Genomic DNA, 23,123 nt, shown 5'->3' with positions numbered 1-23,123 from the left:
AATAAATTTCAGTTAGAGCATTAGTGCAGGGTGGCCCCCCGTGGGCCACCTCAAGCCATGTTCGACTACTTTATTCAGTGCAGGGTGGCCCCCCGTGGGCCACCTCAAGCCATGTTCGACCACTTTATCATCGGTTATGACGTCTTTTTAGGTAGGGCACAGGGAAAGTTACGGTGTGGCCTTAACTTTTTTATCCAACGTTATGACGTCTTTTTAGGTAGGGCACAGGGCCCTACCCTGCACTACGATGAATGGCTGGCGATCGCTAAAATGTAAATCCTTTTGGCAAAATCGAGTAGGAGGTAAACACTAATCGTAGGTGCTACCTTCTACTTTCGTGTTTACCGACCTCTCACACCACTGTACGTGCCGTTCGGCATACGGCGGTTCCTCTTTTATGGTAACCATTTGGCATATTCATCAGACAGGCAAGTATACCCCCGCACTCCTAAGATTCTGGTTAGACATTGTACTATGCAGTATTGGACTGCCCGCTATCCTCCAATAACCTAAACGTGTATTACCCCATTGGTAAGCCTTGTATTGGTCAATGCCACATTTTTCAAGGTTCCTCACCTTTGTTCGAGGTTTCTTCCATGACTTCCATATACACATGCGTATTCGTCTGCGCAACCATTCGTCTGTTCTTGCTACCAACTGTTTCATAACGCTCAGCTCGCACTTCCCTTTAAACGAGTAGCCAGGGTACTTCACACCTCGGACATAGGAGATAACTGTCTTTTCCCTGTTGCGCCATGCTATGCAGAGGGAAAATGCTTGCCATAACAAGAGTCTGTACACATTGCTAAAATTACTTTCTTCATTTTCCTTTGTTTTTTGGTTTAACTTAAAAATTTCGAAGAAAATGAAGATGTGCCAAGTTTGGAAGTTCTTGGCACATCTTTGTTTTAGATAACTTAATATAACTTGAAATTAATGTCAAGTTTTATTGTCTGATTGAGTTTGGAACTATTGATGAATGTACCAGAAAGTCTGCCATCAATGCCAGACCAAACACGACCTGGATAATCCCACGTCACCCCATTATGTTTCTCGGATTTAGAGTCTGGTGTAACCGTAAAATAATTCCATTCGGCAGAAATCTGAGAATGCTCCGTAGGAGTGTAAGTAACAGATTTTTCTGTTCTTAGATTCTTTACGGTAATATAGCATTTGTCCTTTGTTTGAACAGATGTAGGGGCATTGTTAGGGGACGCAATCATACTATTAGTCCTTGAAATATTATCAAGATGAAGGCAAAGGGTAACAACAGAATCTGGTGTATCTACAAGTTTTACTTTCCAGTCAAACATAGAAACCTTCTCTTCATTTTCTCTGACAATAAAATTATAATCAGATTTTGTAGAAGAAACCAAGGCATTAATATCATTCATTGAGATTTCTGTGTCGTTCAACTTTCCCTTAACATAACTCTGATGATATATGACTTCTTCCGGCTCGTCATCTTTTGAGCAAGAAGCCAATACCATTAGCATAAAGAATGCCCATATAAGCATCCTGTAGTTTTTACTCTTCAACACTTTCTTTACCATAATCATAGTCTGCTATTTGAAAGATCCCATGTTCCAGTAAGATATAGATCTTTAGAAGAAACATCTACCCATTTTCCCATAAGGTCTTCTGGGGTAGTAGCGTACCACCACTTGCTATGACGGAATCCTGTATGGTGTTGTTTGGTAACATGAAATTTACTAATGTAGAATAAATCAGAGCCTTTTACAGAAATTGTTTTAGTTTCGGTCATATCTCTACTATCTCATCTTTCACAAATGGATAAAACACATCATAATCCTTGTCATACTGCCTTACAGCTTCATTCTTTAAAAAAGATCTCAAAGTTCCATCCTTAGCAACAGCAACAGATAAGACTTTTGCAAAAGCTTTTTGAGCATCAGCCTCACTAAGCGTTGATTCATTCACAGAGTTCTTTACAGCAACTTCTTCTCCCATGCTGTCATCTGACTCGCAGGAAGATAGTGAGCACATTAGTGCTACAATGCACAGAAATGCAAAAAAGATCTTCTTAAAAATAAATTCCATTTTATATTTTCTGATTAAACATTGAAGATATCAAGTGCAAAATTATAATGTTATTTTTGTCCGTGCAAGCCCAATCATCATGAGTCGGAGAAATTGGGGCATGAATCCCTATAAATCACAGATGAACCTGATCTAACTACCCTATGGATGAACCTGATCTAACTACCCTATGAATGATTCATAAGCAAAAATAGCGGATTCATGGGAGATTTTTCGTCATTCATGGCTCTTGCTATTGTCTATCTCGCAAAAAAAATACTAAATTTGCAAGCGAAAATGAGTAATATGAAGAAATATCATGGTTTTATAAAGAATTGGTTCATCATATCCATCGCCACATGCATCTTTTCCTACTTGCTATGGGCATTGATGGACTTTGATATGTTCGTGGGTACAGGCATTACTATTAAAGACCTGTGCTTCGACATTGCATATTGTTCTTTTTACGCATTGTTTTCTTTATGGGTTTCCAATGTCTTGGGTAACATCTTTGTAAAAGGCAACATAAGCTATCCTCGCTTTGCCACTCATATACTTCTATTACTGATAGTCAACTTTACTTGGGCTGTTGCATTTGAAAACATATTCGATACTCTCTGGCATTCAGGGAACGAAGTTTATTGGGACAGATTATACGTCTTTGGATTAATCGCCACGTTGTTGACCATGGTAAATGCCTGCCTATATTATTGTTCCATCCTCATCAAAAAAGAGAAAGAAAACGTAGTGCTTACCAACAATCTCTTGCGTCAGCAAACAAATCCACATTTCATATTCAACAGTATCAACACATTGGCTGACTTGATAGAGGAGAATCCTGTACAGGCAGAAAATTTCACTCTGAAATTCTCCGAAATCTATAGACATGTAGTCACACATTTGGATGATGAGACAGTGCCTGTACATGAAGAGATTCATTTCGTGAAGAACTATTGTGAACTTCAAGAGATAAGTTCGCCTCATACCATACATGTAGAAGTCGCTGAAGAAATAGAAAGGTGCAAGGACAAAACCTTGCCTTTGGCTATACAAATGATGGTGGAGAATGCGATAAAGCATAACTGCCATACAAAGGATAGCCCGCTTTCCATCTCGATATATCGTCAAGATGAATATATCATCGTTAGAAATGTATTGAATCCGATAAAGAGTTCTTTACCTACAACACAAAAGGGATTGACAAACTTGCGTCTGCGTTATAGTCAATTAGGAAAGGAAATAATCGTTATCAACAATCATAAATATTTTGAAGTCAAACTTCCTATCTTATCAAAATCATGAAAGTTTTAATCATTGAAGACGAAGAGCGTGGCTTTTCAAGACTGAAACGCCTCTTGCAAAACATAGACAACTCTCTGGAAATACAAGGACCGCTTACCACAATGAAAGCGGTCATCGACTATCTGCAAAATCCGCATGACGAGGATGTAATCTTTGCGGACATAAGACTGGGCGACGGTGATGTATTCGAGGCTTTCTTGGAGATAGCACCGACTTCGCCTGTTATATTCACCACAGCTTATAATGAGTATGCCTTGGAGGCATTCAAGAGCAACGGCATCGCCTATCTTCAGAAGCCGATATTGCCCAAAGAATTAGAAAAAGCCCTGGCAAAGGCTAAATCCATGTGCAACAAAGTCATTGATTATTCAGCTCTGATGGAGAAAATGGGGATAGCAACTGGCAAGAAATGGAGAGACTATTTCCTTGTGCATATCTATGATGGCTTCAAACTTGTCAAGACGGCAGACATTAGTTATTTCTTCTCGGAGAATGGTGGCGTTAGGGCATACCTTAGTGATGGTAATTCTGTAACCATCAACCAATCTCTGAATGACTTGGAGCAGCAATTAAATCCCAATTTGTTCTTCCGTGTTAGCCGACAATATATGGTAAATGTCGAAAGTATTGACAAACTTACCAATTTCTCCAAATACAAAATGACCGTTAGCCTTCATAGATTCCCTGATTTGCGAATTGTGGTCAGCAAAGACAAAATCACGCAATTGAAGAATTGGCTCGACAGATGATAACAAGAATAGGCTTGATAGGTTTTATCTCTATCAGAGTAGGTATGAGAATGGCAGATTTGTCGGGGATGAAGGATTTCAGGGAATTGCGTATCTGATAATGTTTATGCTCTATAAAACAGAGCGATGATAAATTTATCGGTTTAGTCTATGACACAGTTCAGATGACATCCTCACTGTTAACGGATGGTTTCCTATGTGGAAGCCATCCGTTAGCTATTATATTGAGGATATCTTTAACTACTCTTCTTTGCGAGCACCGAGAATATCATCGATATTGGCCACGGTATGACCATCACGGTGACGGAAGAGATTCAATATATCACGTACACTCTTTTCCTCCTCAACCTGCTCGTCAACAAAGGTATCAATAAAGTTTACCGATGCACGATCCTTTTCTTCCTCTGCTTTCTCTGCAAGCTGATAGATGAGGTCGGAGACCTTCTTCTCATGATCCATCGTTGTTTCAAAGATTTGTTTCGGATCCTTGAAGTCTGTCTGAGGAGCATCGATAGCACCTACATGCGCTTCTCCTCCACGGTTGAGTACAAAATCAGCCATACGAAGAGCATGATTCTTTTCCTCAGCACTCTGCTTTGTCATCCAGCTGGCAAAGCCATTCCAGCCTTCTTTACGGAACCAGAAAGCCATCTCAAGATAGAGATTTGATGAATACAGCTCCTGTGTGATCTGCGCATTGAACGCATCCTGCATTTTCTTTGAAATATCCATAGTCGAATTTATTAAATTTTATTTTTTACTTGAAAACCTTTACCCTCTCCTCAAGCGGCTTAAAAGACTTCGCTCCAGGCTCATTGACAGGGACGCCAAAAGGCATTTGAGCGTTGAGATGCCAGGATGAAGGTATCCCAAACTCCTTGGCCACCGCCTCGTCAATAATAGGATTATAATGCTGAAGTGAGGCTCCGAATCCTACCTCCTCAAGTGCCGTCCAGATAGCAAACTGATGCATACCACCAGAAGTGTAGGAATGTATCGGCATATTAGCTGCATACTCCGGATACTGCTTCTGCAATCCCTCTACTACATCCCAGTCCTCATAGAAAAGGACCGTACCGTAGCCACTGGCAAATAGATTGTCGATCTTCTTGCCCATAGCAACGAACCGCTCATCACCAATCTTCTTACGAAGTACACCCTCCACGATATTCCAGAACCGCTTGTGACTTTCGCCAAGAAGCAAGACAATCCTTGCCGACTGACTGTTGAAAGCCGACGGGCCATATTTAACTACGGTGTTGACGATCTCTTCTATTTTGTCATCTGTGACAGGTGAATAGTTTTTGAATGAGTAGTAAGAACGCCGGTTTTTTACTGCCTCAAGAAATGTCTTGCTCATAATTCTATTTGTTAGGAGGGTGAATACTCCGTTTCTATTCAGCATTATGCTGCGATGACTGACAGCAATACCGTGAAACGCTTGTTAGCGTGCAGACTGTGTTTGGCATTAGCTGGTACGATGAGCAGTTGGCCCTCATGTGGGTTGTATACCTTTCCTTCAATTGTCACCTCTGCCTCGCCTTCGAGGACATAGAGGGTAGCCTGATAAGGGACACTATGCTCCTTGATGTCTGTACCAGCATCGGCAGCCTTCAACTCGACGGCACCACCTTTGACGAACGTTACCACTTTCTCAACCACTTCTCCCGCCTTATAATTGATCAAACTCTTGATGTCGAATACTTTCTTTGTCTCAATTCCTTTTGTATCCATAATCGTAAATTTTAAATTGTTATTAACTACCGACCATAATGCAAAGACTATTCCAATCTATCTTCTATGATTCTAAAAGTAACATATGTTATCAACTACAACCCTCGAGAATGACAATTAGTCGCTTTAATTAGGGTTAAAGGACGAGACCGTCAATGTAGGATGATCACCAACCTTATCAACCCAAAAAGCGGAAGAACCCTTATTTTTCTCCTCGAATTATACTGCTCTCAGTAGTTGTAGATTGGTTAAGTTTGGGTTGTCGCTCATGATAGTTTTTGCCAAATGAAAGGTTTAGGGTCACGTTCAGGCGGATGAGATTACGGGTCTCGTTGAGATACTCGTATCTATGGTATGGGGCAACAGCCGAGAAGTTCTCCATAGCAGCTATGTGTTTCTTTGTAAACAGATTGAGAACATCTGCTAAGACTCTCAGCTTGTTGGATTGGTAGCCAATAGACAGCATCTGACCATCCTCATACCGATACAATGTCTCTCCCCAATAGCGGTCCTGCACACTCTTGCGTATTGACCATCGGAGAGTATACCGCTGATAGTAGACAGAGAGCTGCCCGCCATAGTAGGGAATGCTGTAATGGTGGGTATAATCGTTTCCATGAGAAATGTAATGCTTCACTCCGGCAAACACGTTGTATGAAATATGGCTATTCCATAGTTGTCCACCGTTACTCAATTCGGCTGTATAGTTTTGGAAGCTTGAGTGGTTTTCTTGTGTTCTGATGATTCGGTTGCCGTCAACGTAAGAATACTCCATAATCGGGTGAAGTGAGTAGGTATGGTTCAGATACAAGGTCCATTCCATGTTTTTCATTCTATGGCTGCCAACTAATGCATTATAAATATCCATTTGGGATCTCAGATCTGGATTACCCTTTTGAGTTTGGATAAAGTCAATTCTCTGACTATACTCAGACAATGCTGCCAGGCCTGGCATGATGTTGGTAACATAGCCTTGGTATCGCAATTCCCAATGTGGCGATACGGTGTATCTGAGAAAGACAGAAGGCCGTATGGTCAGAGGGCTCTGCTTTGTGTCTGCTACTTGCGTTTCCTGTTGGTTCGCGCCTAAGGATAATCGGCTATAAAGCTTTTTCCAACTTCGTCCCCATTGCGCGTAAGCATACAAATTGCTTAAGCGCATAAACTGATGATTGCTTGAGAAGCTACTTGCAGAGTAAGCAAAATCACTGGATATGAATTGTTGCTTGAAATCGATGCCCAAAGTGAGCGTCCCCCAATTTTCCTTTGCCTCATATATGGCAGAAAGTCCATAGCCCTTCTGTTTCTCCTTATTGTTGGAGACGAAGCTATGGTCTTCGTTCTTACCATTAGTTTCCACGTATTGACGATTGAATTTGCCATCTGTATATTGTCCCGCCACATTCAGATAGAGTAGTTGATTGTTGGCTACAGGCATCTGCCAATAGACTTGCAGGTAAGGCGAAAAAGAAGAAGAGTTGGCATTGTCTTTTGCAGTGCCGGAAAAGCCGGTTGCCGAGATAAGGCTGCTCCATTCCTTGAAGGGAGCGTTTTTAATTCCCGTACCCATAGACAGATTGAATTGCCGCTCATCCCTTTGCCAATTGTAGGTGAGATGAATATCGTGGTTATCATATTCAAATTTTCCCGGCAACCCATGCTCACAACGTTCCAACGTATCATTAGGCAGGTTGAAAGTCTCCTCGTATACTCTACTGAGATGATGCCAATTGCGATAGGCAAGACTGTAATCGATGGAGAGCTGACTGTTTTTCCTGTTGAGCTTCATCGACACATAGTCTTCGCCAAAGGCTGTTGCCATGCCTTGCCAGAGCGAGGTGTAAAGACGTCCGCCGGCATCATCGCTACGTGTGATAAAATCGAGTACAACATCCGCATTGCCATATCGCACTTCGGGCGCGTCATGATAATCTATACGCTTAATGACTAAAGGAGAAATCGAACTCACTTCAGTTACTGAGGCTTCTCGACCGTTAATCAATACCTTCACAGTGCCACCACCATTCATCGTAATTTGCTTAGATAAAGGGTCGACCGATATACGCGACAAGTTCATTTTATCCAGCATAATCAAGGCATCGGTACTGTTTTGACGATGAAAATCTGTTGGGAAAATCCGCTTCACTCCATCTCTGACTGTAACATTACTACCTTTGACCGACACTTCACCAAGCATTATATTTTTCGGTAATAGCATTACCGTTCCCAAGACCATTTCCGTCTTTATGGTGTCGACCTTTATTGTGTCAGATTGATAACCTAAATGTGAAATGACGATGGAAAGGGGTAGACTCATACTATCGACGGCCAGGACAAATCTGCCATTACTGCAGTCTGCCTGCGACTTTGCAATAACCTTGCCTGATGAGTGAAGCAACAGCACCATAGCCTTCAAGGGTACGTGTTGATCGTTCACAACGGTACCGGTAATTCTATGTTGGGCAACACACAATGTACTATTAAGGAGTAAGAATATCAGAAATTTTCTCATTATATCCCCGTATGACATGAGTTACATAGAGATTCTATGTGAAGCGAAATGCATTTTTCTAACACACCAGGATCCTTATATAAAGAACAGATATCGAAATTTCCATTTTCAAACAAATTCTTTAATCGATAGTATGCGCACCCTCCCATACATATTGGCAGAATGGAGCATTTCTTGCACAAAGAATCCTCAAAGCAATTAGCAGCTAACATATACTTTCTTATTAACTCTTTATTTGAGAAATCATTATCTGCGACATTGCCAATTACTTTACTTTCGTCACCCAATTCATTCCAACACTTATACATCTCTCCTCGTGGTCCAATAAGAAAAGAATTTAGATGTGTAGCTGAACAACCTTTTCCTTGTAGAATTGGATAGAAATTTACAGAATCACCAAGATTATAAAACAACTCCCGTATGTCAGAATGTAATAGCGACTGGCATCCCATGCACCGATTTTCCTTATCCTCAATTCTTAAGATACCTGGGTATACGAATAGATTATGGTGCTTACCCCACTTTTCAATTATTTTTTTTCTAATAGTAGGAAAATCATTAACATTGTCTTTATCTAAATTAACCCTAATTGATATATTTGTATTAGGAAGAGCTTCAAGGACGATGCCAATATTCCTTATAATACGATCGTACGTTCCACTATTATTCCTTTTTAGTTTTCTCAGTCTGTTGTGCCTTGACCGTATTCCATCCAATGTGATTTGAATTGAATCTAGAGGGAATGTTCTAAAAAGATCAATTACTTTTTCATTTATAAGATATCCATTTGTAACAAGAAAGTGATGGGCAATTTGCGAATTAGGAAAATTACTCCTAATCTTGTATAAAATATCTTGTATGATATTTAAAGCTAATAAAGGCTCTCCACCATACCATGTCAAGTATAACTGCTTAAGATTTTCATATTTAGCAATAAACTTTACAATGTTTGATATGGTTTGTTCAGACATCTTACAAATGGGCTTATTCTCTTCAAAGCAATAGGGACAATTAAAATTGCATTGACTTGTTGGCGCTAATGTTAGAATCAACTTGCTGTTAGAAAAACTTTCTAACAAATAGTCCATCTTTATTCTACGAAGGTAATCTTCTTCTTTATTAAGAGTCGTGATAGCCCCTAAAGACTGTAAATTGTCTATTACATCTTTAGGCATATCAATAATTTTGTCTGGGTTATTAGTACAATCCAATAATAGCGCTGCTAAATCGTTGCTAATTTTATGAAGAGAATTATTTGTTGAAATGTACAAAAAAGCATTGTGAAAGCCTTTTACAGATAAAATCTTACAGAATCTCGAAACATAAAATTTATCCATAATCTTTATTTAGAAATATCCTTGAACCAACAAGCATGTTGTTTCAAGGATACATGTTAGTCATCCGAACTGTAGTTTTTTTTGAGCAGGAGCAGTGGAGGTCATCGGATTAGTTTTGACAAGATTGCTGTTTGCTAAGCCGCAGGTACAATCCTGTCCTACAGCTTTGTTGTTGTTCGCAGAACCACATGTACAATCACTCCCTGGCTGCTGTTCTTCATTGCTATTCGCAGAACCACAACAACAATCAATCATAGGAGTATATCCTCCTTGAAGCGTTTGCATCATATTAGAGTCGATAAGTTCAACTCCCTGAATTACAGTTTTTAAATTTAATTTCTTCATAATACAATTACTTTATATCGTTCTTTATACATTTATTGGTGGCGGAAATGTGAACCTCGTATAATTAAAGTAAACTTTACAGGATAGATCTCATATGATATGATAGAGACATTTACTTTCTTAGCGTTTCAAAATTAAGATATTATTTGTACACCACCAAATGTTCTTGACTTTTTAATACAAATTTAACACTGTATAACTATTTAATCCGTGACGAGTAACAACTCAGTCTTTTTAGGCATGACAAAGTCGAGTTTGGCGCAAAATTGGTGCAAGCATCTGCGAGGGCTATACCTTTATCGATCATCACAGTTGGGAAGCATACAACGAATACACTGATATGAAACTTCAGCTCGAGCTTTATAGGAAGCGCTTCGGCTATCTTCCTGCAACTCTTCTTGCTGACAAGATATATATGAATACAGCAAACAGGAAACCTCTGAAGGATATGGAAATCAGAACATACAGCAAGCCTCTTGGGAGGCCGCTCAAAGAAGAACATCCTCCGGAATATTACACGGACATGGCCAAGACCATAGGGGATAGGAACGAAATCGAATGCTCCTTCGGTACCGGCAAGAGAATATACAGAGCCGACAACATACGAGCCAAGCTTCCGGACACAGCAAGATGCTGGACAAGAATGTGTTTCTTTGTCAAAAACGTGATGAAGTTCCTTAGGGAACTTTGTCTCGCAATTTTCAGAAAACTCGTATTTTGGCTTCATCTTCTTCATTTCGAATTAAGCATACCAATGGATCTTGTAGTCCTCAAGGACTGCTTGATTTTTTTCAGTGGACACTAATGAAAGGTACACGATGGATGCTTTTATCGAAATCGTTAGACAAATTTGATGAAGATTCAAAGAAGAGATTTGATAGTATTCTACGAACTAACGAGCCTTTGTTTAAAGCCTATTATCTAAAAGAAGATATCGGACAAATTTGGACGCAGGAGAACAAAGATGAAGCTGAAAAACAATCGGAATATTGGTGCGCAAGAGCTAAAGAGACAAAACTTCCAGCAATGGTAAAAGTCGCAAATACACTGATGGCTAAACGGACTGGAATACTAGCTTGGTATGATTGCAGAGTTACCAATGCAGTGTTAGAAGGAACAAATAACAAAATAAAGGTTCTAAAAAGAAAAGGGTATGGCTATAGGGATAATGAATACTTCGATCTGCTGTTATTAGGGTTAAAGGACGAGACCGTCGATGTAGGATGATCACCAACCTTATCAACCTAAAAAGCGGAAGAATCAAATTTTTGAAATAAAAAATTGAAATTTTCTTATTTTAAACAATATATATTTGTATATTTGCAGCATGATAGTCAAAAGAACATCGTCCGTCAGATAAACTTTGAGTTATGAATAAAGATAATATTAAGAAGTTTACAACATTTATACTGCTGTTTCTTCTCCGCTCATGTTTTGAGGTACAAGGACAAACAAAGACTACTCTTATAACAGGAGTAGTTAAAACGGAATCGGGTGACTTCGTGCCACATTCCACTATTTTTTTCTCCAAGGCTAAACAAAAAAATCGTATTCTTGCTGCTGGACAATCTAACTCAAAAGGCGAATTTCAAATTGCACTATCTGTACCAGACGATAGTATAGCATTGCATGTTACACATATTAACATTGAACCTTTAACAATTTTGTGCAAGAATACATCGCAAAAAATAGACGTGATTGTTCAAGAACGTGTTAATCAATTGGAAGATATTGTAGTAAAGTCTCCGAAAGTATATGCAAATGGAGACACTATCAATTATAGTGTTTCTGCATTCCAACATGCAAATGATTTGTCAATTGGGCAAGTTCTTCAACGGCTACCTGGCATAACTGTTTCTAATATCGGTCAAATCTCTTATAAAGGAATGCCTATCAAGAACTTCTATATAGAGGGATTGGATTTGATGAAAGGTAGATATGGGATTGCAACCAACAATATAGACCCTAATAGCATTAGTACAGTACAAGTGCTAGAAAATCACCAAGATATTAAGGCTCTGAAAGATTTGAAACCTGAAGAACGGGCTTCCATCAACCTAAAACTCAAAAGTGGGGTAAAAGAAATTTTTAATCTCATTGCTACGTTAGGTGCAGGATTAGAAAATAAAGTCCTATGGGATAATGAGTTAGTCGCTACTTATTTTAAGCGCAACAGCCAATTGTTGGCTACCTATAAGGGAAATAATTCGGGAAATGATTTGGAAATAGAATTAAGATCATTTGACGAAAGTGGAACAAGGTATAAAACGACAGCTTTATCAGAAATGACAATGCCTAGTACTCCTGGCATCGGAAAACGTTATTATTATTTTAATCAATCACATACAGCTACTTTTAATCATGTAAGTCGGATTGGTTCAAATGGTGAATTAGGATTGAATATTGCTTTTTTGAATGATAGAGATAAGAGGTATCTTCAGGCAATCTCAACCACCTATTTAGCCAATGGGAAACAAAATATTATTAATGAAAGCATTGATGGATTACAACATAAACATATTGGCTTTGGTACCATTACCTATGTGCTTAACAATAATCACTATTATGTAAAAGAACAGCTAAAATCAGAATGGACTTCAACAAATGGTCATAGCGATGTTAAAATAGGAGATAAAGTTAGTCAATTCAGTAAGATGAATAACTATGCGCTTCAAAACACGCTTCATTTTACCTATCGTACAAGTAATAATCGCGGAATAGATTTTTTTTCAAAAATTAATTTCGAAAATCGACCACATCATTTGTCCGTTTCATCAAATTTCTTTTCAGAGATATTATCAGATGATTACATGTTCCAGCAAATAAACCGTTCGAATATTTCAACTGAAAACAAATTGGATTTATTATCCGTTTTAGTTTTGGGACATTTGACAGTCCATCCATTCGTCCTGTTTAATTTTTCTGTTGACAAATTGAGTAGCTCACTGCAACAATATCAAAATAATATTTCATTGAATACGACAAACGTTGGTATGGGATTTACGGCTAATTATAAATTTGGGAAAACCTATTTTGATTTTTTTCTATCTGGAGCATACCGTTTATATAGTTTAAGAGATTTACAGATTGGTCTGTCATCTCTAAAACAAAAAATTGTAACAGAGCCAAGTCTTTCTATCAGGTATGTAATCAATGGTTTTAATGAACTGAAGTTTGGATTTGGTATGAATTATGCCAATCCTTCTATTGAAACACTTTATGGAAATTATATTTTGACCAATTATAGACAACTCTCAATTTATGAAAGTAACGACCTATTTTATGCCCAAATTAATATGACAAACCTTACCTACAACTACAAGAACATTGTTTCTATGTGGTTTGCGGGGATTGATTTGACATGGGTTAACTATCATCCAGATGTATTATATGGAACAACTTATGATGGTATGTCAGAAAAAATAACAAGTAGGTCAACAGACGATGTCTCAAACTCGTATTCGGTCATTTTGCGAAGTAGTAAGGGATTCGACTGGAGAAAAACAAAATTAACTGTAGAAGCGAAATACACGCATTTTGATAGTCCATTGCTTCAGCAAGAACAGATTTTGCGGTATTCCGGAAATTCATATGCTACGAATCTCTCTCTTAACAGTAGTCCGTTTAACTGGGTGTCAGTAGCCTATTCAAGTGGACTTTACATTTCTAAGTCAAAAATGCAATTTGGAAGTTCTATACCCACCATTAAAACCCTAAGTAGTAATTTTACTGCGGGTTTTTATTTACCAAAAGGTATAAACCTCAGAATGAAAGCCGTTCACTATTACAACAGTCTTAATAGTAAGGATAAATCTTTCTTTCTTGGTGATATAGATATAAATTACATGATTAGGCGTTGGTATTTTTCATTGGCTTTTGATAACATCTTCAATCGCAAAATGTATGTGAACTCAACATCATCCGATTTACGTGAAAATATGACATTTTACCCCATTCGTCCACGCACATTCATATTTCGTGTAAGATATAGAATATTATAATAAGCAATACACTTCGGTGTATATTTTCCATATATTATTAACAATTTTAATTCTTAAACAATGGATGTACCAAAATTCCAGTCTTTAGCACGAAGTGCTATGAATGAGAGGGAGATGAGATCCCTTTCTGGAGGTAATGTCTGTGGATGCGCATGCAGAAGTAATTCCACTATGGACAATGGTTCTGCAAACCACGCCTGGAAACCTCAACTCGAAGGGAGCAACTATGTCAGGAATGACATACTTCTTAGACGAGGTGGTTGTGACTGCTTCGCATGCAGCTACAGAAGAGCCTAATTTTGAGGTTTGTGAATAATCACAACAAATTACCCCTTTGGGTTCGACAATCACTTAAAGATTACTGAACCCTTAACTGAAAATAAAATGAAAAAAGGATTATTATTAATAATAATTTGCCTTATATCCAAGCTTGTCTATGCACAGTTTCCACCTGCGCCACAAATATTGGATAAGAAACTTTGTGTAGATACTGCATATATAGAACTCCTATATTCATTTAAATTTAAGAATCTTGCAGGACAAAAAGATTTTACAGAGGACATAAGAAAAATACAGATTGGAAATCATATTGTAAAGGACTTTAGTCAAATTGTATTCCATTATGATTCACTTGCAACAGAGCGTACTAAAAAAGGTCTGCAAACACAAAACATTCCCACACAAACATATCCTTGTGAATTATATAGTGATGTGGAAAATCATTTGCGAGAAGAGAAATATCGTCTGATGTTAAATGCAGGTGTACTTTGCTATGATTCTCATTGGATAACACCCGAATGGCAGTTTATGCCCGATGATACAATACGTTTATCTAACTATTTGTGTAATAGAGCACGAATTAATTATGCAGGAAGAAACTACACTGCATGGTATGCATTGGATATCCCTATTTCCTATGGACCATTTAAATTTTGGGGTCTGCCGGGGTTAATTATAAAAATTGAAGAGGAGAGTGGCTTGTTCATATGGGAGTTATATAAAATGAATAAGGTTCATTCGCCCATTTATAAATATAAATACGACAAGGAGCAAAATTGCACAGAAAGGTCAGCAAAACGCACAATTGATAAGATGATGTCTTCACCTATATCATTTTTACAGTCCGTTGGAACAAAAATGATGGTAAGGCGCAGTGATGGGAGTTTTGGTGCGCCATCACAAAATAACCAACAGGAAGTATATCAACCCATAGAATTAAAATAAAATGGTAGAGTTATCTGCAGACAATATTTTAGAGTATTTGGCGAATACACCGCAAATTACCTTTGAAATTACGGAACGATGTAATTTGTCATGCATATATTGTGGATATGGAAAACTATATTCCAATAGAGGCGAAAGAAAAAATAGAGATCTTCCAATAGCTAAGGCTATATGTTTTTTGGAATATCTTAAGAATTTATGGGTCTTGGGGAATGATACTCAAGGCGATAGCTATATCACTATCAGTTTTTATGGAGGAGAACCTTTGCTTAACATCGAATCCATAAAGCGGATAATTGCCTACATAGAAAGCAATCTTTATGGGTATAAGAAAAAATTTATCTACTCAATGACAACAAACGCAATATTATTGTCTAAGCACATAGATTATCTGGTAGAAAAGCAATTTAAGTTGCTTATAAGTCTTGATGGTGATGAACAAGGTTCATCTCTCCGCATTTTTCACAATGGAATGCCTGCATTTAACAAAATAATTTCGGAAGTTGATTATGTGTCACATAAATATCCCAAATATTTCGATACAAATGTGGAGTTTAATTCTGTTTTAAGTACAAAAACCACAGTTGAAGAAATTATTGACTTCATTGAGCAACGTTATGGAAAGAAACCTACTATTTCCGAAATTAATCCCGAGGGTGTCAATCCTAAAGAAAAATATCTTTTTGAGTCTATTCATCGAAAGAAATGGTCTGGTACAGCTATAACTAAGGTTCAGAACAAGAATTCTTATGATTTTCTTACCCATCCGTATTTTGAACGAGCTGCAAGATATATACTAATGCACTCACCATATGTTTACATGGATTATAATGAACTCCTGTTTAATAATCAAAATCGTAGAAAAGAGTTACCTACTGGTACATGCTTTCCTTTTGTTAAGAAAGTTTTTATAACCGTTTCTGGGCAAATTATGCCATGCGAAAGAATAAGTTATACTTATGCCTTAGGAACTGTTTATGAAAATGCTGTTTCGATAGACTTTAAGGCAATAGCAGATAAGTACAATAAATATATGAATATCCGCAATCATCCAGATCAGTAGATTCTATGCTTGAAACTCGTCCTATAAGTGCATGCGCAAAGCTCAAGCCTGTCGAACAGATGAAATCCGAAATATCTTCGGTTGAACTTATAGCAGAACTCGTTAAGGTAGAGCTGCAGAAAGTCCCCCTTGATGTCATGATACGTGTCAAGAATACTCCTCTTTGCATTGCTTATGGATATGTGTACCCATGGAAGCACCTTGCCGACCATGGTCTTGTCCCTCATCTTATATGCTTTATGCTTAGCGACAATTTTGTTCGCTGTAAGTGCCGCGTAAGACTTCGTGGCATCTGTGGTAGCATTAGCCCCGGCATCTATGGAATTCTTTATTTTGTCTTCCTCCGTAGCCGCTTTCAAGTCCGGTATAACCTCCATCTTGATATGACCGACCCGTTTCCCGGTGCTGTACTTTTTCATTGGTGTGTTTGTGGGAACAGAACTTTCCGCCATGACAAGCACGGCCGTCTTCCGTTGGCTTCCATGTCCACGCTTGAGAGAATGCCATTTTTCACTGTCAGGCGTCTCCGTGGAGAAGAATCCTTCATCAAGTTCCACTTGGTCAAACAGCCTGTAGAGACTGTCACGCTTACCCATCACGTCACGCAGCTTATGCATCATTTCCCAGACGGGTTGGTAGCGTTTCCTTCCAAGCTGGCGCTGTACCTCCAAAGCGGATATGGCCCGCTTCGTACTTACTATCAGAAACATTGCCACGAACCAATCGAAAATCGGCAGATTACTGCCTTGCATCACTGTGCCGGAACGGAGGGTAACCTCATGACCGCAATCCATACATGTCCAAGACTTATGACTCGGATTCCAACTGAGGTGCAAACCGCCACATACCGGACAATAAAGAGTATGGCATTCACGAAATTCCTTAAGAGCTTGCTCGCAAGCTTCCTCGTTAGGATAAACTTCATAGAAATCCGTCAAATTCATAATCATTCCTTTCCAATAGTCAAACATAAGCCCGCAATTTTTATACCAAGGATTGGCCAGGCTGTATAAACTTTGCTAATTTGGATGATTGCGGATATTCATTATAAATATTATAACAGAGTTAGACCTGTATGTCAAAAATGTGCCAACAACGAAGGGTGCTTAAGTTGCATGTTCTCAAATGGCCAACTTGAGTCATCACACTCAATATGTTCTTATTTTATGTCCTCTAAAGATGCTAAGAACATGAAGAATGAAATTGGTCAATTTCTGCATAACTATCCCGAAGCTTATTCGTACATTATGAACAATTATGAAGTGATTATATGATTTATATATTGAAAGCTTTCAAATGGGTTGCTATGTCAACAAACGTGTATGTTGATATAATAAAAGATAATAAGATTCTTTTGTATCATACAAAGAGTGGTGTGTACAAGATCTCTTGTAATAGTAGTTTTATTGAACTTGTAAAAAAAATCTACTCACCTAAGAATCTTGGAGTTATTGAATCTAATCAATTGTATTCTATGTATTCTGTTGATGTTGAATGGGCATTAAACAACAAAATTTTTATTCCTATAAATACTATTCAAAAACCGATAGTATTATTACCAATTTTGAATCTTCAGAAAGATATTAGTAAAATTGGCGAAGGTAGTATTGACGACCGTTTAGCAATAATAGGTTCAAAGCAAAATTTTATTTCAGGAATATACATTCGTATATCCAAAATAAATAATATATGTGATACGGAATGTTCAAAATTTCGAGTGGCAGCCTCAAAACAATACCCATGTCCAACTTATAGTCAGCGCATGGATAGAATATCTCCTGAGATTCTATCGCATATTCTTAATTCCTTAAAATATACTTGTGTTTCAGTTGTTGATATAGTCTGTAGCTCTGACTATTTTTCAGTATATAGTAAAGAAGATTTTCTTTATATCCTATCAAAATATAATTATAAATATCGAATTCATTTCTTTATTGATGATTTTGATTTTGCTTTATCTTTATTGAAATTGATTCAATCAATAGAAGTAGAACTTGTTGCTTATGTTGACAAATTCTCAACAGAAGTCAAACCGGAAGTTAAACATTTACTAAATCGAATACTGTATTTGAATTATGGAGAAGATGCCAACAAAGACAACACCAATATCTTACCTGTATACATTGGAGATAGTAATAAGGAAGATAATAATATACGGATAAGGCGAGAAAAGGAAGAAGGCGTCTTTGAACAGAAAGTGTGTTTTAATGATATTTTTAGAAATCAAAAACTTAATTCTAATTTCTTTGGGATTGTTGATGTTGACCCCCAATGTAACATACGTGCTTATGGATCTCAACATATAATTGGTAATGTAACATCTGCTGATTTTTCGTGGACGGACATTGTTGTAAATGAGCTCAAGCAGAATCATTCTTGGAGATTAACCAGAGATATGACAAACTGCAAGGATTGCCCATTACGATATATTTGTCCTCCCATTTCTTCTTATGAAATTTTATCAAATAATACTCAAATATGTGGTTAATCTATAAAAAGAAACGATTATACAGTTTTGTATATATCGTTATGCTGTTTTGTACAAAAGCAAGTGGGAAAGTGCCAACAGTCTCTCAAACAATTACATGGTCATTACTCAAGGTAGATTCTCTTCTTCATATAAAAAACATTCAAGAGATAAAACTCTTACATAATGAGTTGTACATAACCTACGAATTTCCAGGAGGATATGGCGATCAGTTATTAAAAAGTTATAGTATAAGTTGGAATACTCAAACGATGCGCTTTACAAAAGAGTACTACAAGCGTAAAAATGGTACGCATGTGTTTAGTGTTCCAATAACATTTTGGGATGAATATGGAAATATTTTTGTCACAGAACGTAGCAATCCATATATCTACGTGGTAAGAAAAGATACCCTATATAAAAGCGGTGAAGCAATAATTTCTTCAAAGTCAGAGTGCCCATATGAGTTGGTTCTTGAAGTCAAATACCCTTTCATATTATCTAAAGGAAAATATATATTTGTAGGACGACAAGAAAAAAATGGGTATCAAGCTATTTTTAGTTCAACCACCCTAGACAATAAGCAGAGAATAGAAGAACTATGTAAAATTATATATGACAAAAGATACCCATCATGGTTTGTAAATTATGGGATGTTTACCTGTTTCCCATCAGAACAAAAAGGCGCATTTGCATATCAGCTGTTTCCTGCTGTAGAATTCTTTAATTTCAGCAATGGCAATACCAAATTATTCAAGAAAGGATTGAACACTTTTAATCCTAAAACAATTAGTGAAGGTGATATATGGGAATCAAATCCTATTCATTTTAAGTATATTACTTCAAATAAGAAATATGTATATTGTCTTTATTGGGGATTTAGTACACGATGTGCATTGCAAAAGTACAAACAGCACACATTTCGAGCGGAGATTGTAATTCTAGATTGGGATGGGGAAATATATAAGACCTTAACAACCACTCGTAAGATAAATGCTATAGCTGTTAGTGAGGACGGAAAGCATCTCATAGGATTTGATGGTAAAAACTTCCTAATTGCAGCAATTTAAATAATGTTCAGGTTTCCAAATTGTACGCAATACGATAGTATGGACTGTGGTCCATCATGCCTACGTATGATCGCATTATACTATGGAAGAGATGTCTCTTTAGTATATATACGTGAGCTTTGTTGCTCCACCAATCGTGGTGTCTCTATTTTAGGTCTTGATCGTGCCGCTAAGTTAATGGGGTTTGATACTATATGTGCTAAAATAAAATTAGATCAGATTGCAACATCTGTTCCATTGCCGTGCATACTGCATTGGAACAACGAACATTATGTTGTACTATATAAAGTAAAAAAAAGACTGGGGAAAAATTATTATTTTGTATCAGATCCTATTGGTTCCCGTCTTACATATTCCGAAAATGAGTTTATGAATTGTTGGCAGAACAAAGAAGGTCTTGGTGTAGTTTTCTGCATGGAACCAAATCAAAAATTCTTTGACGCAGACAATAGTGAAAAACATCGTGGAATACGTTGGTTTTTTCAGTATATGAAACCATATTATGGAGCAATACTTCAGGTATTAATGGGACTTTTTTTCGGCTCACTCCTTCTGCTTATTTTTCCTTTTTTCACACAAGCTATTGTGGACTATGGCATAGGGAATAAAAATTTGGGATTTATTTGGACTGTTTTAATTGCACAAATACTTTTAATTCTTGGTAGTTCTGCAATAGGATTCATTAGGAACTGGATCTTACTTCATATCGGTATGAGGGTTAATTTAATGATTATTTCTGATTTTATCATAAAACTCACGAAACTTCCTATGTCTTTTTTCGATTCAAAAATGATTGGTGATGTTCTCCAACGAATCAGTGATAATTCAAGAATAAAAGAATTTGTTACAGAAACGAGTCTTTCTATATTATTTTCTCTTCTAAATATTATTATACTAAGTGTCATTGTGTTTATTTACAATATTTGGATATTTCTAATTTTTGCTATTGGCAGTCTGTTACATGTTGGATGGATATTATTATTTATGAATAAACGTGCGATACTTGACAAGAAAATGTTCGCGCAGACTTCTTCCAGCCAAAGCAATATCATTCAGTTGGTTATGGGGATGCAGGAGATTAAGTTATGTGGATGCGAGAATCAAAAAAGATGGGAATGGGAAGATGTTCAAGCAAAAATATATTCAATTGCAGTTCGTGGTTTATCATTGTTACAATATCAACAGTCGAGAGCAATTTTACTTCTGCAATTAAAGAATGCATTGATTACGGCACTGATAGCTTCTCTAACAATAAAAGGACAAATGACATTAGGAATGATGATGTCAATACAGTATATAATCGGGCAACTTAACAGCCCAATAGAGCAATTAATTCAATTTGTACGAAAATATCAAGATGCGAAACTCAGTCTTGAAAGAATTAATGATGTTTATGAAATAGAAGAAGAAGTCCATAATACTTCAAGATTAATAACGAATATTCCGAATGACTCCATTACCATACATAATGTGTATTTTCGATATGATAAACTTTCAACAAAGTACACTATAGAAGATATTTCTTTACGAATTCCCAAAGGAAAAACGACTGCTATTGTTGGTTTAAGTGGAAGTGGAAAAACGACATTGTTAAAATTGTTATTAGGGTTTTACACTCCAGAAAAAGGTGATATCTTCATTGGTAATCAGAGTTTAAGTAAATATGATATAAGAGAATGGAGGAAAAACTGTGGTGTTGTAATGCAAGAAGGTTATATATTTTCAGACACAATTGCAGCAAACATTGCACCAGGCGTTGATTGTATAAATCAAGAAAGATTAATTGAATGTGCCCATACTGCAAATATATTGGAATATGTGAAAGCATTACCTATGGGATTCAATACGATTATCGGAGGAGATGGTTTGGGGCTTAGTATGGGACAGAAGCAACGAATATTAATCGCTCGTGCACTATACAAAAATCCTAATTATATATTAATGGATGAAGCTACAAATTCGTTGGATGCGACTAATGAATCAGAAATTATGGAAAGAATGAGAAGTTTCTTACACGGTAAAACAGCACTAATTATAGCACATAGATTAAGTACCATACAAAACGCTGATAACATTATTGTAATGGAAAATGGTAGAATAATAGAACAAGGCAAACATTCTGTTCTTATTTCTAAACAAGGCAAATACTATGACTTAATTCGTAACCAATTAAGTTTGTAAAATGAGTGAAAAAAACATCAGCGACAAGAAGAGTACCAACCTTGAAGCTCTTTTAAGTGAACCATTTAACCCACTTATAAGATGGGGATTGCCCATTGTGATTGTATTTCCATCCTTTACAATGTTTTTATATTTGTCAAGAACAACGGTTACCAAATATGTTATACATCCATATAAATGTTACGAAACCCAGCAGAATAATTTAAGAACAATAACGGTATACACCCAACAGCAGTTACCCCAATGGGTGAGCAAACAAAAAAAAGTTGCCGTATGTAGTATCGACTATAGCCAACCTCTAAAAGGAGACATTATTTCTATTTTAAAATATCATAATAAATTTATTATTATGGTAAGAATAGAGAATAGACAAAATATTGTTGCAGATAGTTACTATTTGGTCTTTTCAAAAGAGCAATCTTATTTTAGTGCAATATTTGCAACTTTAAAGACATCTAATATAATTCATAAATAATTTCGACCTGTACGGTTGAAAAATTGATTTCTGACTGAGCAAATAATTCCCCACTTTTTCCGTTATAACTAAAAATTATAAAGTCATAAAAGACATGGGAAAGTCAAAAATACGGTTTTATGCCAAGATAACGACCCCTGATGGCCGTGAAAATCGAGTAGGAGGAAAACGAAGTAGTTTTCTTCCTACTTTCGTTTTCCGACCTCTCACACCACCGTACATGCGGTCCCGCATACGGCGGTTCCTATTTTGGGGTGCCATTCGAGATACGTCCCCATTAAAGTAGCATACCCTGCTGCACGTAGATTGTTGTTACTTATTGCAGTTGCTAAAATAGGACTATTAGCTATATGCCAATAACCCTTACGAGTATTACCCCATTCGTATGCTTGGTATTTATTAATACCACATCTAATGAGGTTTGCCACTTTTGTCTTGACTTTCTTCCAAGCTTTCCATATACACATGCGTATTCTACGTCTTAACCATTCGTCTGTTTCAAGCAAGAGACGCTTCATATTGGCAAGGTGATAATAGCCAACCCACCCTCTTGCGTATTCTTTCAGCTTTTGCTTTCTCTGGGCATATCCCCATCCATTGCTGCGACTTGTCAGTTCTTTCAA

At 37.1% G+C, this 23,123-nt stretch carries 22 protein-coding genes and 1 pseudogene; 12 read left to right on the top strand and 11 right to left on the bottom strand.

Features of this window, described 5'->3' with window-relative positions:
• Nucleotides 1-352 precede the first annotated feature (352 nt).
• The 3 genes and pseudogenes from PREMU_RS15155 to PREMU_RS12275 all read right to left on the bottom strand — a co-directional run.
• Nucleotides 353-750, bottom strand: a pseudogene (locus PREMU_RS15155) (group II intron maturase-specific domain-containing protein); the annotation flags it as partial.
• A gap of 167 nt (nt 751-917) precedes the next feature.
• Nucleotides 918-1,553, bottom strand: a complete 636-nt coding sequence (locus PREMU_RS14290; protein ID WP_156804015.1) for a hypothetical protein — start codon at nt 1,551-1,553, stop codon at nt 918-920.
• Between the two features lie 208 nt (nt 1,554-1,761).
• Nucleotides 1,762-1,971: a hypothetical protein gene (locus PREMU_RS12275; RefSeq protein WP_156804014.1), complete on the bottom strand. Its 210-nt coding sequence runs from the start codon at nt 1,969-1,971 to the stop codon at nt 1,762-1,764.
• 291 nt (nt 1,972-2,262) lie between these two features.
• Between PREMU_RS12275 and PREMU_RS12270 the strand changes: the two genes are divergently transcribed.
• Both PREMU_RS12270 and PREMU_RS12265 read left to right on the top strand, forming a co-directional pair.
• Entirely contained in the window at nt 2,263-3,342 is a 1,080-nt protein-coding gene (locus tag PREMU_RS12270) for a sensor histidine kinase (RefSeq protein ID WP_007575749.1), read from the top strand.
• Nucleotides 3,339-4,091, top strand: a complete 753-nt coding sequence (locus tag PREMU_RS12265; RefSeq protein WP_007575747.1) for a LytR/AlgR family response regulator transcription factor — start codon at nt 3,339-3,341, stop codon at nt 4,089-4,091. The genes PREMU_RS12270 and PREMU_RS12265 overlap by 4 nt, the downstream gene beginning before the upstream one ends.
• 240 nt (nt 4,092-4,331) lie before the next feature.
• Here PREMU_RS12265 and PREMU_RS12260 read toward each other — a convergent pair whose 3' ends face one another.
• The 6 genes from PREMU_RS12260 to PREMU_RS12235 all read right to left on the bottom strand — a co-directional run bounded on the left by PREMU_RS12260 (nt 4,332) and on the right by PREMU_RS12235 (nt 10,019).
• Nucleotides 4,332-4,823: a ferritin gene (locus tag PREMU_RS12260; RefSeq protein ID WP_007575746.1), complete on the bottom strand. Its 492-nt coding sequence runs from the start codon at nt 4,821-4,823 to the stop codon at nt 4,332-4,334.
• Nucleotides 4,824-4,848: 25 nt separating this feature from the next.
• Nucleotides 4,849-5,451 (bottom strand): nitroreductase family protein, encoded by a 603-nt coding sequence (locus tag PREMU_RS12255; RefSeq protein WP_007575744.1) that lies wholly within the window; start codon nt 5,449-5,451, stop codon nt 4,849-4,851.
• A gap of 44 nt (nt 5,452-5,495) precedes the next feature.
• Nucleotides 5,496-5,825, bottom strand: coding sequence for a cupin domain-containing protein (locus PREMU_RS12250; protein ID WP_007575743.1), 330 nt, complete (start codon nt 5,823-5,825; stop codon nt 5,496-5,498).
• A 202-nt stretch (nt 5,826-6,027) separates the two neighbouring features.
• A complete protein-coding gene (locus PREMU_RS12245) occupies nt 6,028-8,262 on the bottom strand; it encodes a peptidase associated domain and porin domain-containing protein (protein ID WP_223918611.1) in 2,235 nt (744 codons plus the stop codon).
• 74 nt (nt 8,263-8,336) lie between these two features.
• Nucleotides 8,337-9,674 carry a radical SAM/SPASM domain-containing protein gene (locus tag PREMU_RS12240; RefSeq protein ID WP_007575739.1) on the bottom strand — a complete coding sequence of 446 codons (1,338 nt, stop codon included), beginning with the start codon at nt 9,672-9,674 and terminating at the stop codon, nt 8,337-8,339.
• Between the two features lie 60 nt (nt 9,675-9,734).
• Nucleotides 9,735-10,019: a hypothetical protein gene (locus tag PREMU_RS12235; protein ID WP_007575737.1), complete on the bottom strand. Its 285-nt coding sequence runs from the start codon at nt 10,017-10,019 to the stop codon at nt 9,735-9,737.
• A 340-nt stretch (nt 10,020-10,359) separates the two neighbouring features.
• Here PREMU_RS12235 and PREMU_RS14285 point away from each other — a divergent pair, with 340 nt between their 5' ends.
• From PREMU_RS14285 to PREMU_RS12210, 6 genes are all read left to right on the top strand, one after another.
• On the top strand, nt 10,360-10,824 hold the full coding sequence (locus tag PREMU_RS14285) for a transposase (RefSeq protein WP_050796436.1): 465 nt from the start codon (nt 10,360-10,362) through the stop codon (nt 10,822-10,824).
• Nucleotides 10,824-11,246, top strand: coding sequence for a transposase (locus PREMU_RS12225; RefSeq protein ID WP_050796435.1), 423 nt, complete (start codon nt 10,824-10,826; stop codon nt 11,244-11,246). The genes PREMU_RS14285 and PREMU_RS12225 overlap by 1 nt, the downstream gene beginning before the upstream one ends.
• Before the next feature lie 143 nt (nt 11,247-11,389).
• Complete coding sequence (locus tag PREMU_RS12220; protein WP_007575735.1) at nt 11,390-14,020, top strand: TonB-dependent receptor; 2,631 nt, start codon at nt 11,390-11,392, stop codon at nt 14,018-14,020.
• A 60-nt stretch (nt 14,021-14,080) separates the two neighbouring features.
• Complete coding sequence (locus PREMU_RS14705) at nt 14,081-14,317, top strand: TIGR04149 family rSAM-modified RiPP (RefSeq protein ID WP_223918612.1); 237 nt, start codon at nt 14,081-14,083, stop codon at nt 14,315-14,317.
• A gap of 87 nt (nt 14,318-14,404) precedes the next feature.
• Nucleotides 14,405-15,244, top strand: a complete 840-nt coding sequence (locus PREMU_RS12215; RefSeq protein WP_007575732.1) for a GLPGLI family protein — start codon at nt 14,405-14,407, stop codon at nt 15,242-15,244.
• Between the two features lies 1 nt (nt 15,245).
• Nucleotides 15,246-16,307: a radical SAM peptide maturase gene (locus tag PREMU_RS12210; protein WP_223918613.1), complete on the top strand. Its 1,062-nt coding sequence runs from the start codon at nt 15,246-15,248 to the stop codon at nt 16,305-16,307.
• On the opposite strand, the gene PREMU_RS12205 is transcribed toward PREMU_RS12210, so the two are convergent.
• Nucleotides 16,301-17,251 carry an IS1595-like element ISPrmu1 family transposase gene (locus PREMU_RS12205; protein ID WP_007575731.1) on the bottom strand — a complete coding sequence of 317 codons (951 nt, stop codon included), beginning with the start codon at nt 17,249-17,251 and terminating at the stop codon, nt 16,301-16,303. The two genes, PREMU_RS12210 and PREMU_RS12205, sit on opposite strands and share 7 nt — an antisense overlap.
• A 326-nt stretch (nt 17,252-17,577) precedes the next feature.
• Between PREMU_RS12205 and PREMU_RS12200 the strand changes: the two genes are divergently transcribed.
• From PREMU_RS12200 to PREMU_RS12185, 4 genes are read left to right on the top strand one after another with little or no spacing between them, the layout of a single operon-like run.
• On the top strand, nt 17,578-18,795 hold the full coding sequence (locus PREMU_RS12200) for a hypothetical protein (protein WP_007575730.1): 1,218 nt from the start codon (nt 17,578-17,580) through the stop codon (nt 18,793-18,795).
• Nucleotides 18,786-19,844 (top strand): hypothetical protein, encoded by a 1,059-nt coding sequence (locus PREMU_RS12195; RefSeq protein ID WP_007575729.1) that lies wholly within the window; start codon nt 18,786-18,788, stop codon nt 19,842-19,844. The genes PREMU_RS12200 and PREMU_RS12195 overlap by 10 nt, the downstream gene beginning before the upstream one ends.
• Nucleotides 19,845-19,847: 3 nt before the next feature.
• Nucleotides 19,848-22,025 (top strand): peptidase domain-containing ABC transporter, encoded by a 2,178-nt coding sequence (locus PREMU_RS12190; protein ID WP_007575728.1) that lies wholly within the window; start codon nt 19,848-19,850, stop codon nt 22,023-22,025.
• A gap of 1 nt (nt 22,026) precedes the next feature.
• Nucleotides 22,027-22,500 (top strand): hypothetical protein, encoded by a 474-nt coding sequence (locus tag PREMU_RS12185; RefSeq protein WP_007575727.1) that lies wholly within the window; start codon nt 22,027-22,029, stop codon nt 22,498-22,500.
• Between the two features lie 206 nt (nt 22,501-22,706).
• Here PREMU_RS12185 and PREMU_RS12180 read toward each other — a convergent pair.
• The coding region (locus PREMU_RS12180) for a group II intron maturase-specific domain-containing protein (protein WP_040558418.1) at nt 22,707-23,123 on the bottom strand (417 nt) is incomplete at its 5' end.

This window comes from Hallella multisaccharivorax DSM 17128, assembly GCF_000218235.1.
Taxonomy (GTDB): Bacteria; Bacteroidota; Bacteroidia; order Bacteroidales; family Bacteroidaceae; genus Prevotella; species Prevotella multisaccharivorax.
This window is presented reverse-complemented; position numbering and strand designations above follow the sequence as displayed.

Coding starts and splice junctions, on each gene's coding strand:
- PREMU_RS14290 (WP_156804015.1), bottom strand. CDS start 1,553: ATGGTAAAGAAAGTGTTGAAGAGTAAAAACTACAGGATGCTTATATGG.
- PREMU_RS12275 (WP_156804014.1), bottom strand. CDS start 1,971: ATGGGAGAAGAAGTTGCTGTAAAGAACTCTGTGAATGAATCAACGCTT.
- PREMU_RS12270 (WP_007575749.1), top strand. CDS start 2,263: ATGGGAGATTTTTCGTCATTCATGGCTCTTGCTATTGTCTATCTCGCA.
- PREMU_RS12265 (WP_007575747.1), top strand. CDS start 3,339: ATGAAAGTTTTAATCATTGAAGACGAAGAGCGTGGCTTTTCAAGACTG.
- PREMU_RS12260 (WP_007575746.1), bottom strand. CDS start 4,823: ATGGATATTTCAAAGAAAATGCAGGATGCGTTCAATGCGCAGATCACA.
- PREMU_RS12255 (WP_007575744.1), bottom strand. CDS start 5,451: ATGAGCAAGACATTTCTTGAGGCAGTAAAAAACCGGCGTTCTTACTAC.
- PREMU_RS12250 (WP_007575743.1), bottom strand. CDS start 5,825: ATGGATACAAAAGGAATTGAGACAAAGAAAGTATTCGACATCAAGAGT.
- PREMU_RS12240 (WP_007575739.1), bottom strand. CDS start 9,674: ATGGATAAATTTTATGTTTCGAGATTCTGTAAGATTTTATCTGTAAAA.
- PREMU_RS12235 (WP_007575737.1), bottom strand. CDS start 10,019: ATGAAGAAATTAAATTTAAAAACTGTAATTCAGGGAGTTGAACTTATC.
- PREMU_RS14285 (WP_050796436.1), top strand. CDS start 10,360: ATGAAACTTCAGCTCGAGCTTTATAGGAAGCGCTTCGGCTATCTTCCT.
- PREMU_RS12225 (WP_050796435.1), top strand. CDS start 10,824: ATGAAAGGTACACGATGGATGCTTTTATCGAAATCGTTAGACAAATTT.
- PREMU_RS12220 (WP_007575735.1), top strand. CDS start 11,390: ATGAATAAAGATAATATTAAGAAGTTTACAACATTTATACTGCTGTTT.
- PREMU_RS14705 (WP_223918612.1), top strand. CDS start 14,081: ATGGATGTACCAAAATTCCAGTCTTTAGCACGAAGTGCTATGAATGAG.
- PREMU_RS12215 (WP_007575732.1), top strand. CDS start 14,405: ATGAAAAAAGGATTATTATTAATAATAATTTGCCTTATATCCAAGCTT.
- PREMU_RS12210 (WP_223918613.1), top strand. CDS start 15,246: ATGGTAGAGTTATCTGCAGACAATATTTTAGAGTATTTGGCGAATACA.
- PREMU_RS12205 (WP_007575731.1), bottom strand. CDS start 17,251: ATGAATTTGACGGATTTCTATGAAGTTTATCCTAACGAGGAAGCTTGC.
- PREMU_RS12200 (WP_007575730.1), top strand. CDS start 17,578: ATGATTTATATATTGAAAGCTTTCAAATGGGTTGCTATGTCAACAAAC.
- PREMU_RS12195 (WP_007575729.1), top strand. CDS start 18,786: ATGTGGTTAATCTATAAAAAGAAACGATTATACAGTTTTGTATATATC.
- PREMU_RS12190 (WP_007575728.1), top strand. CDS start 19,848: ATGTTCAGGTTTCCAAATTGTACGCAATACGATAGTATGGACTGTGGT.
- PREMU_RS12185 (WP_007575727.1), top strand. CDS start 22,027: ATGAGTGAAAAAAACATCAGCGACAAGAAGAGTACCAACCTTGAAGCT.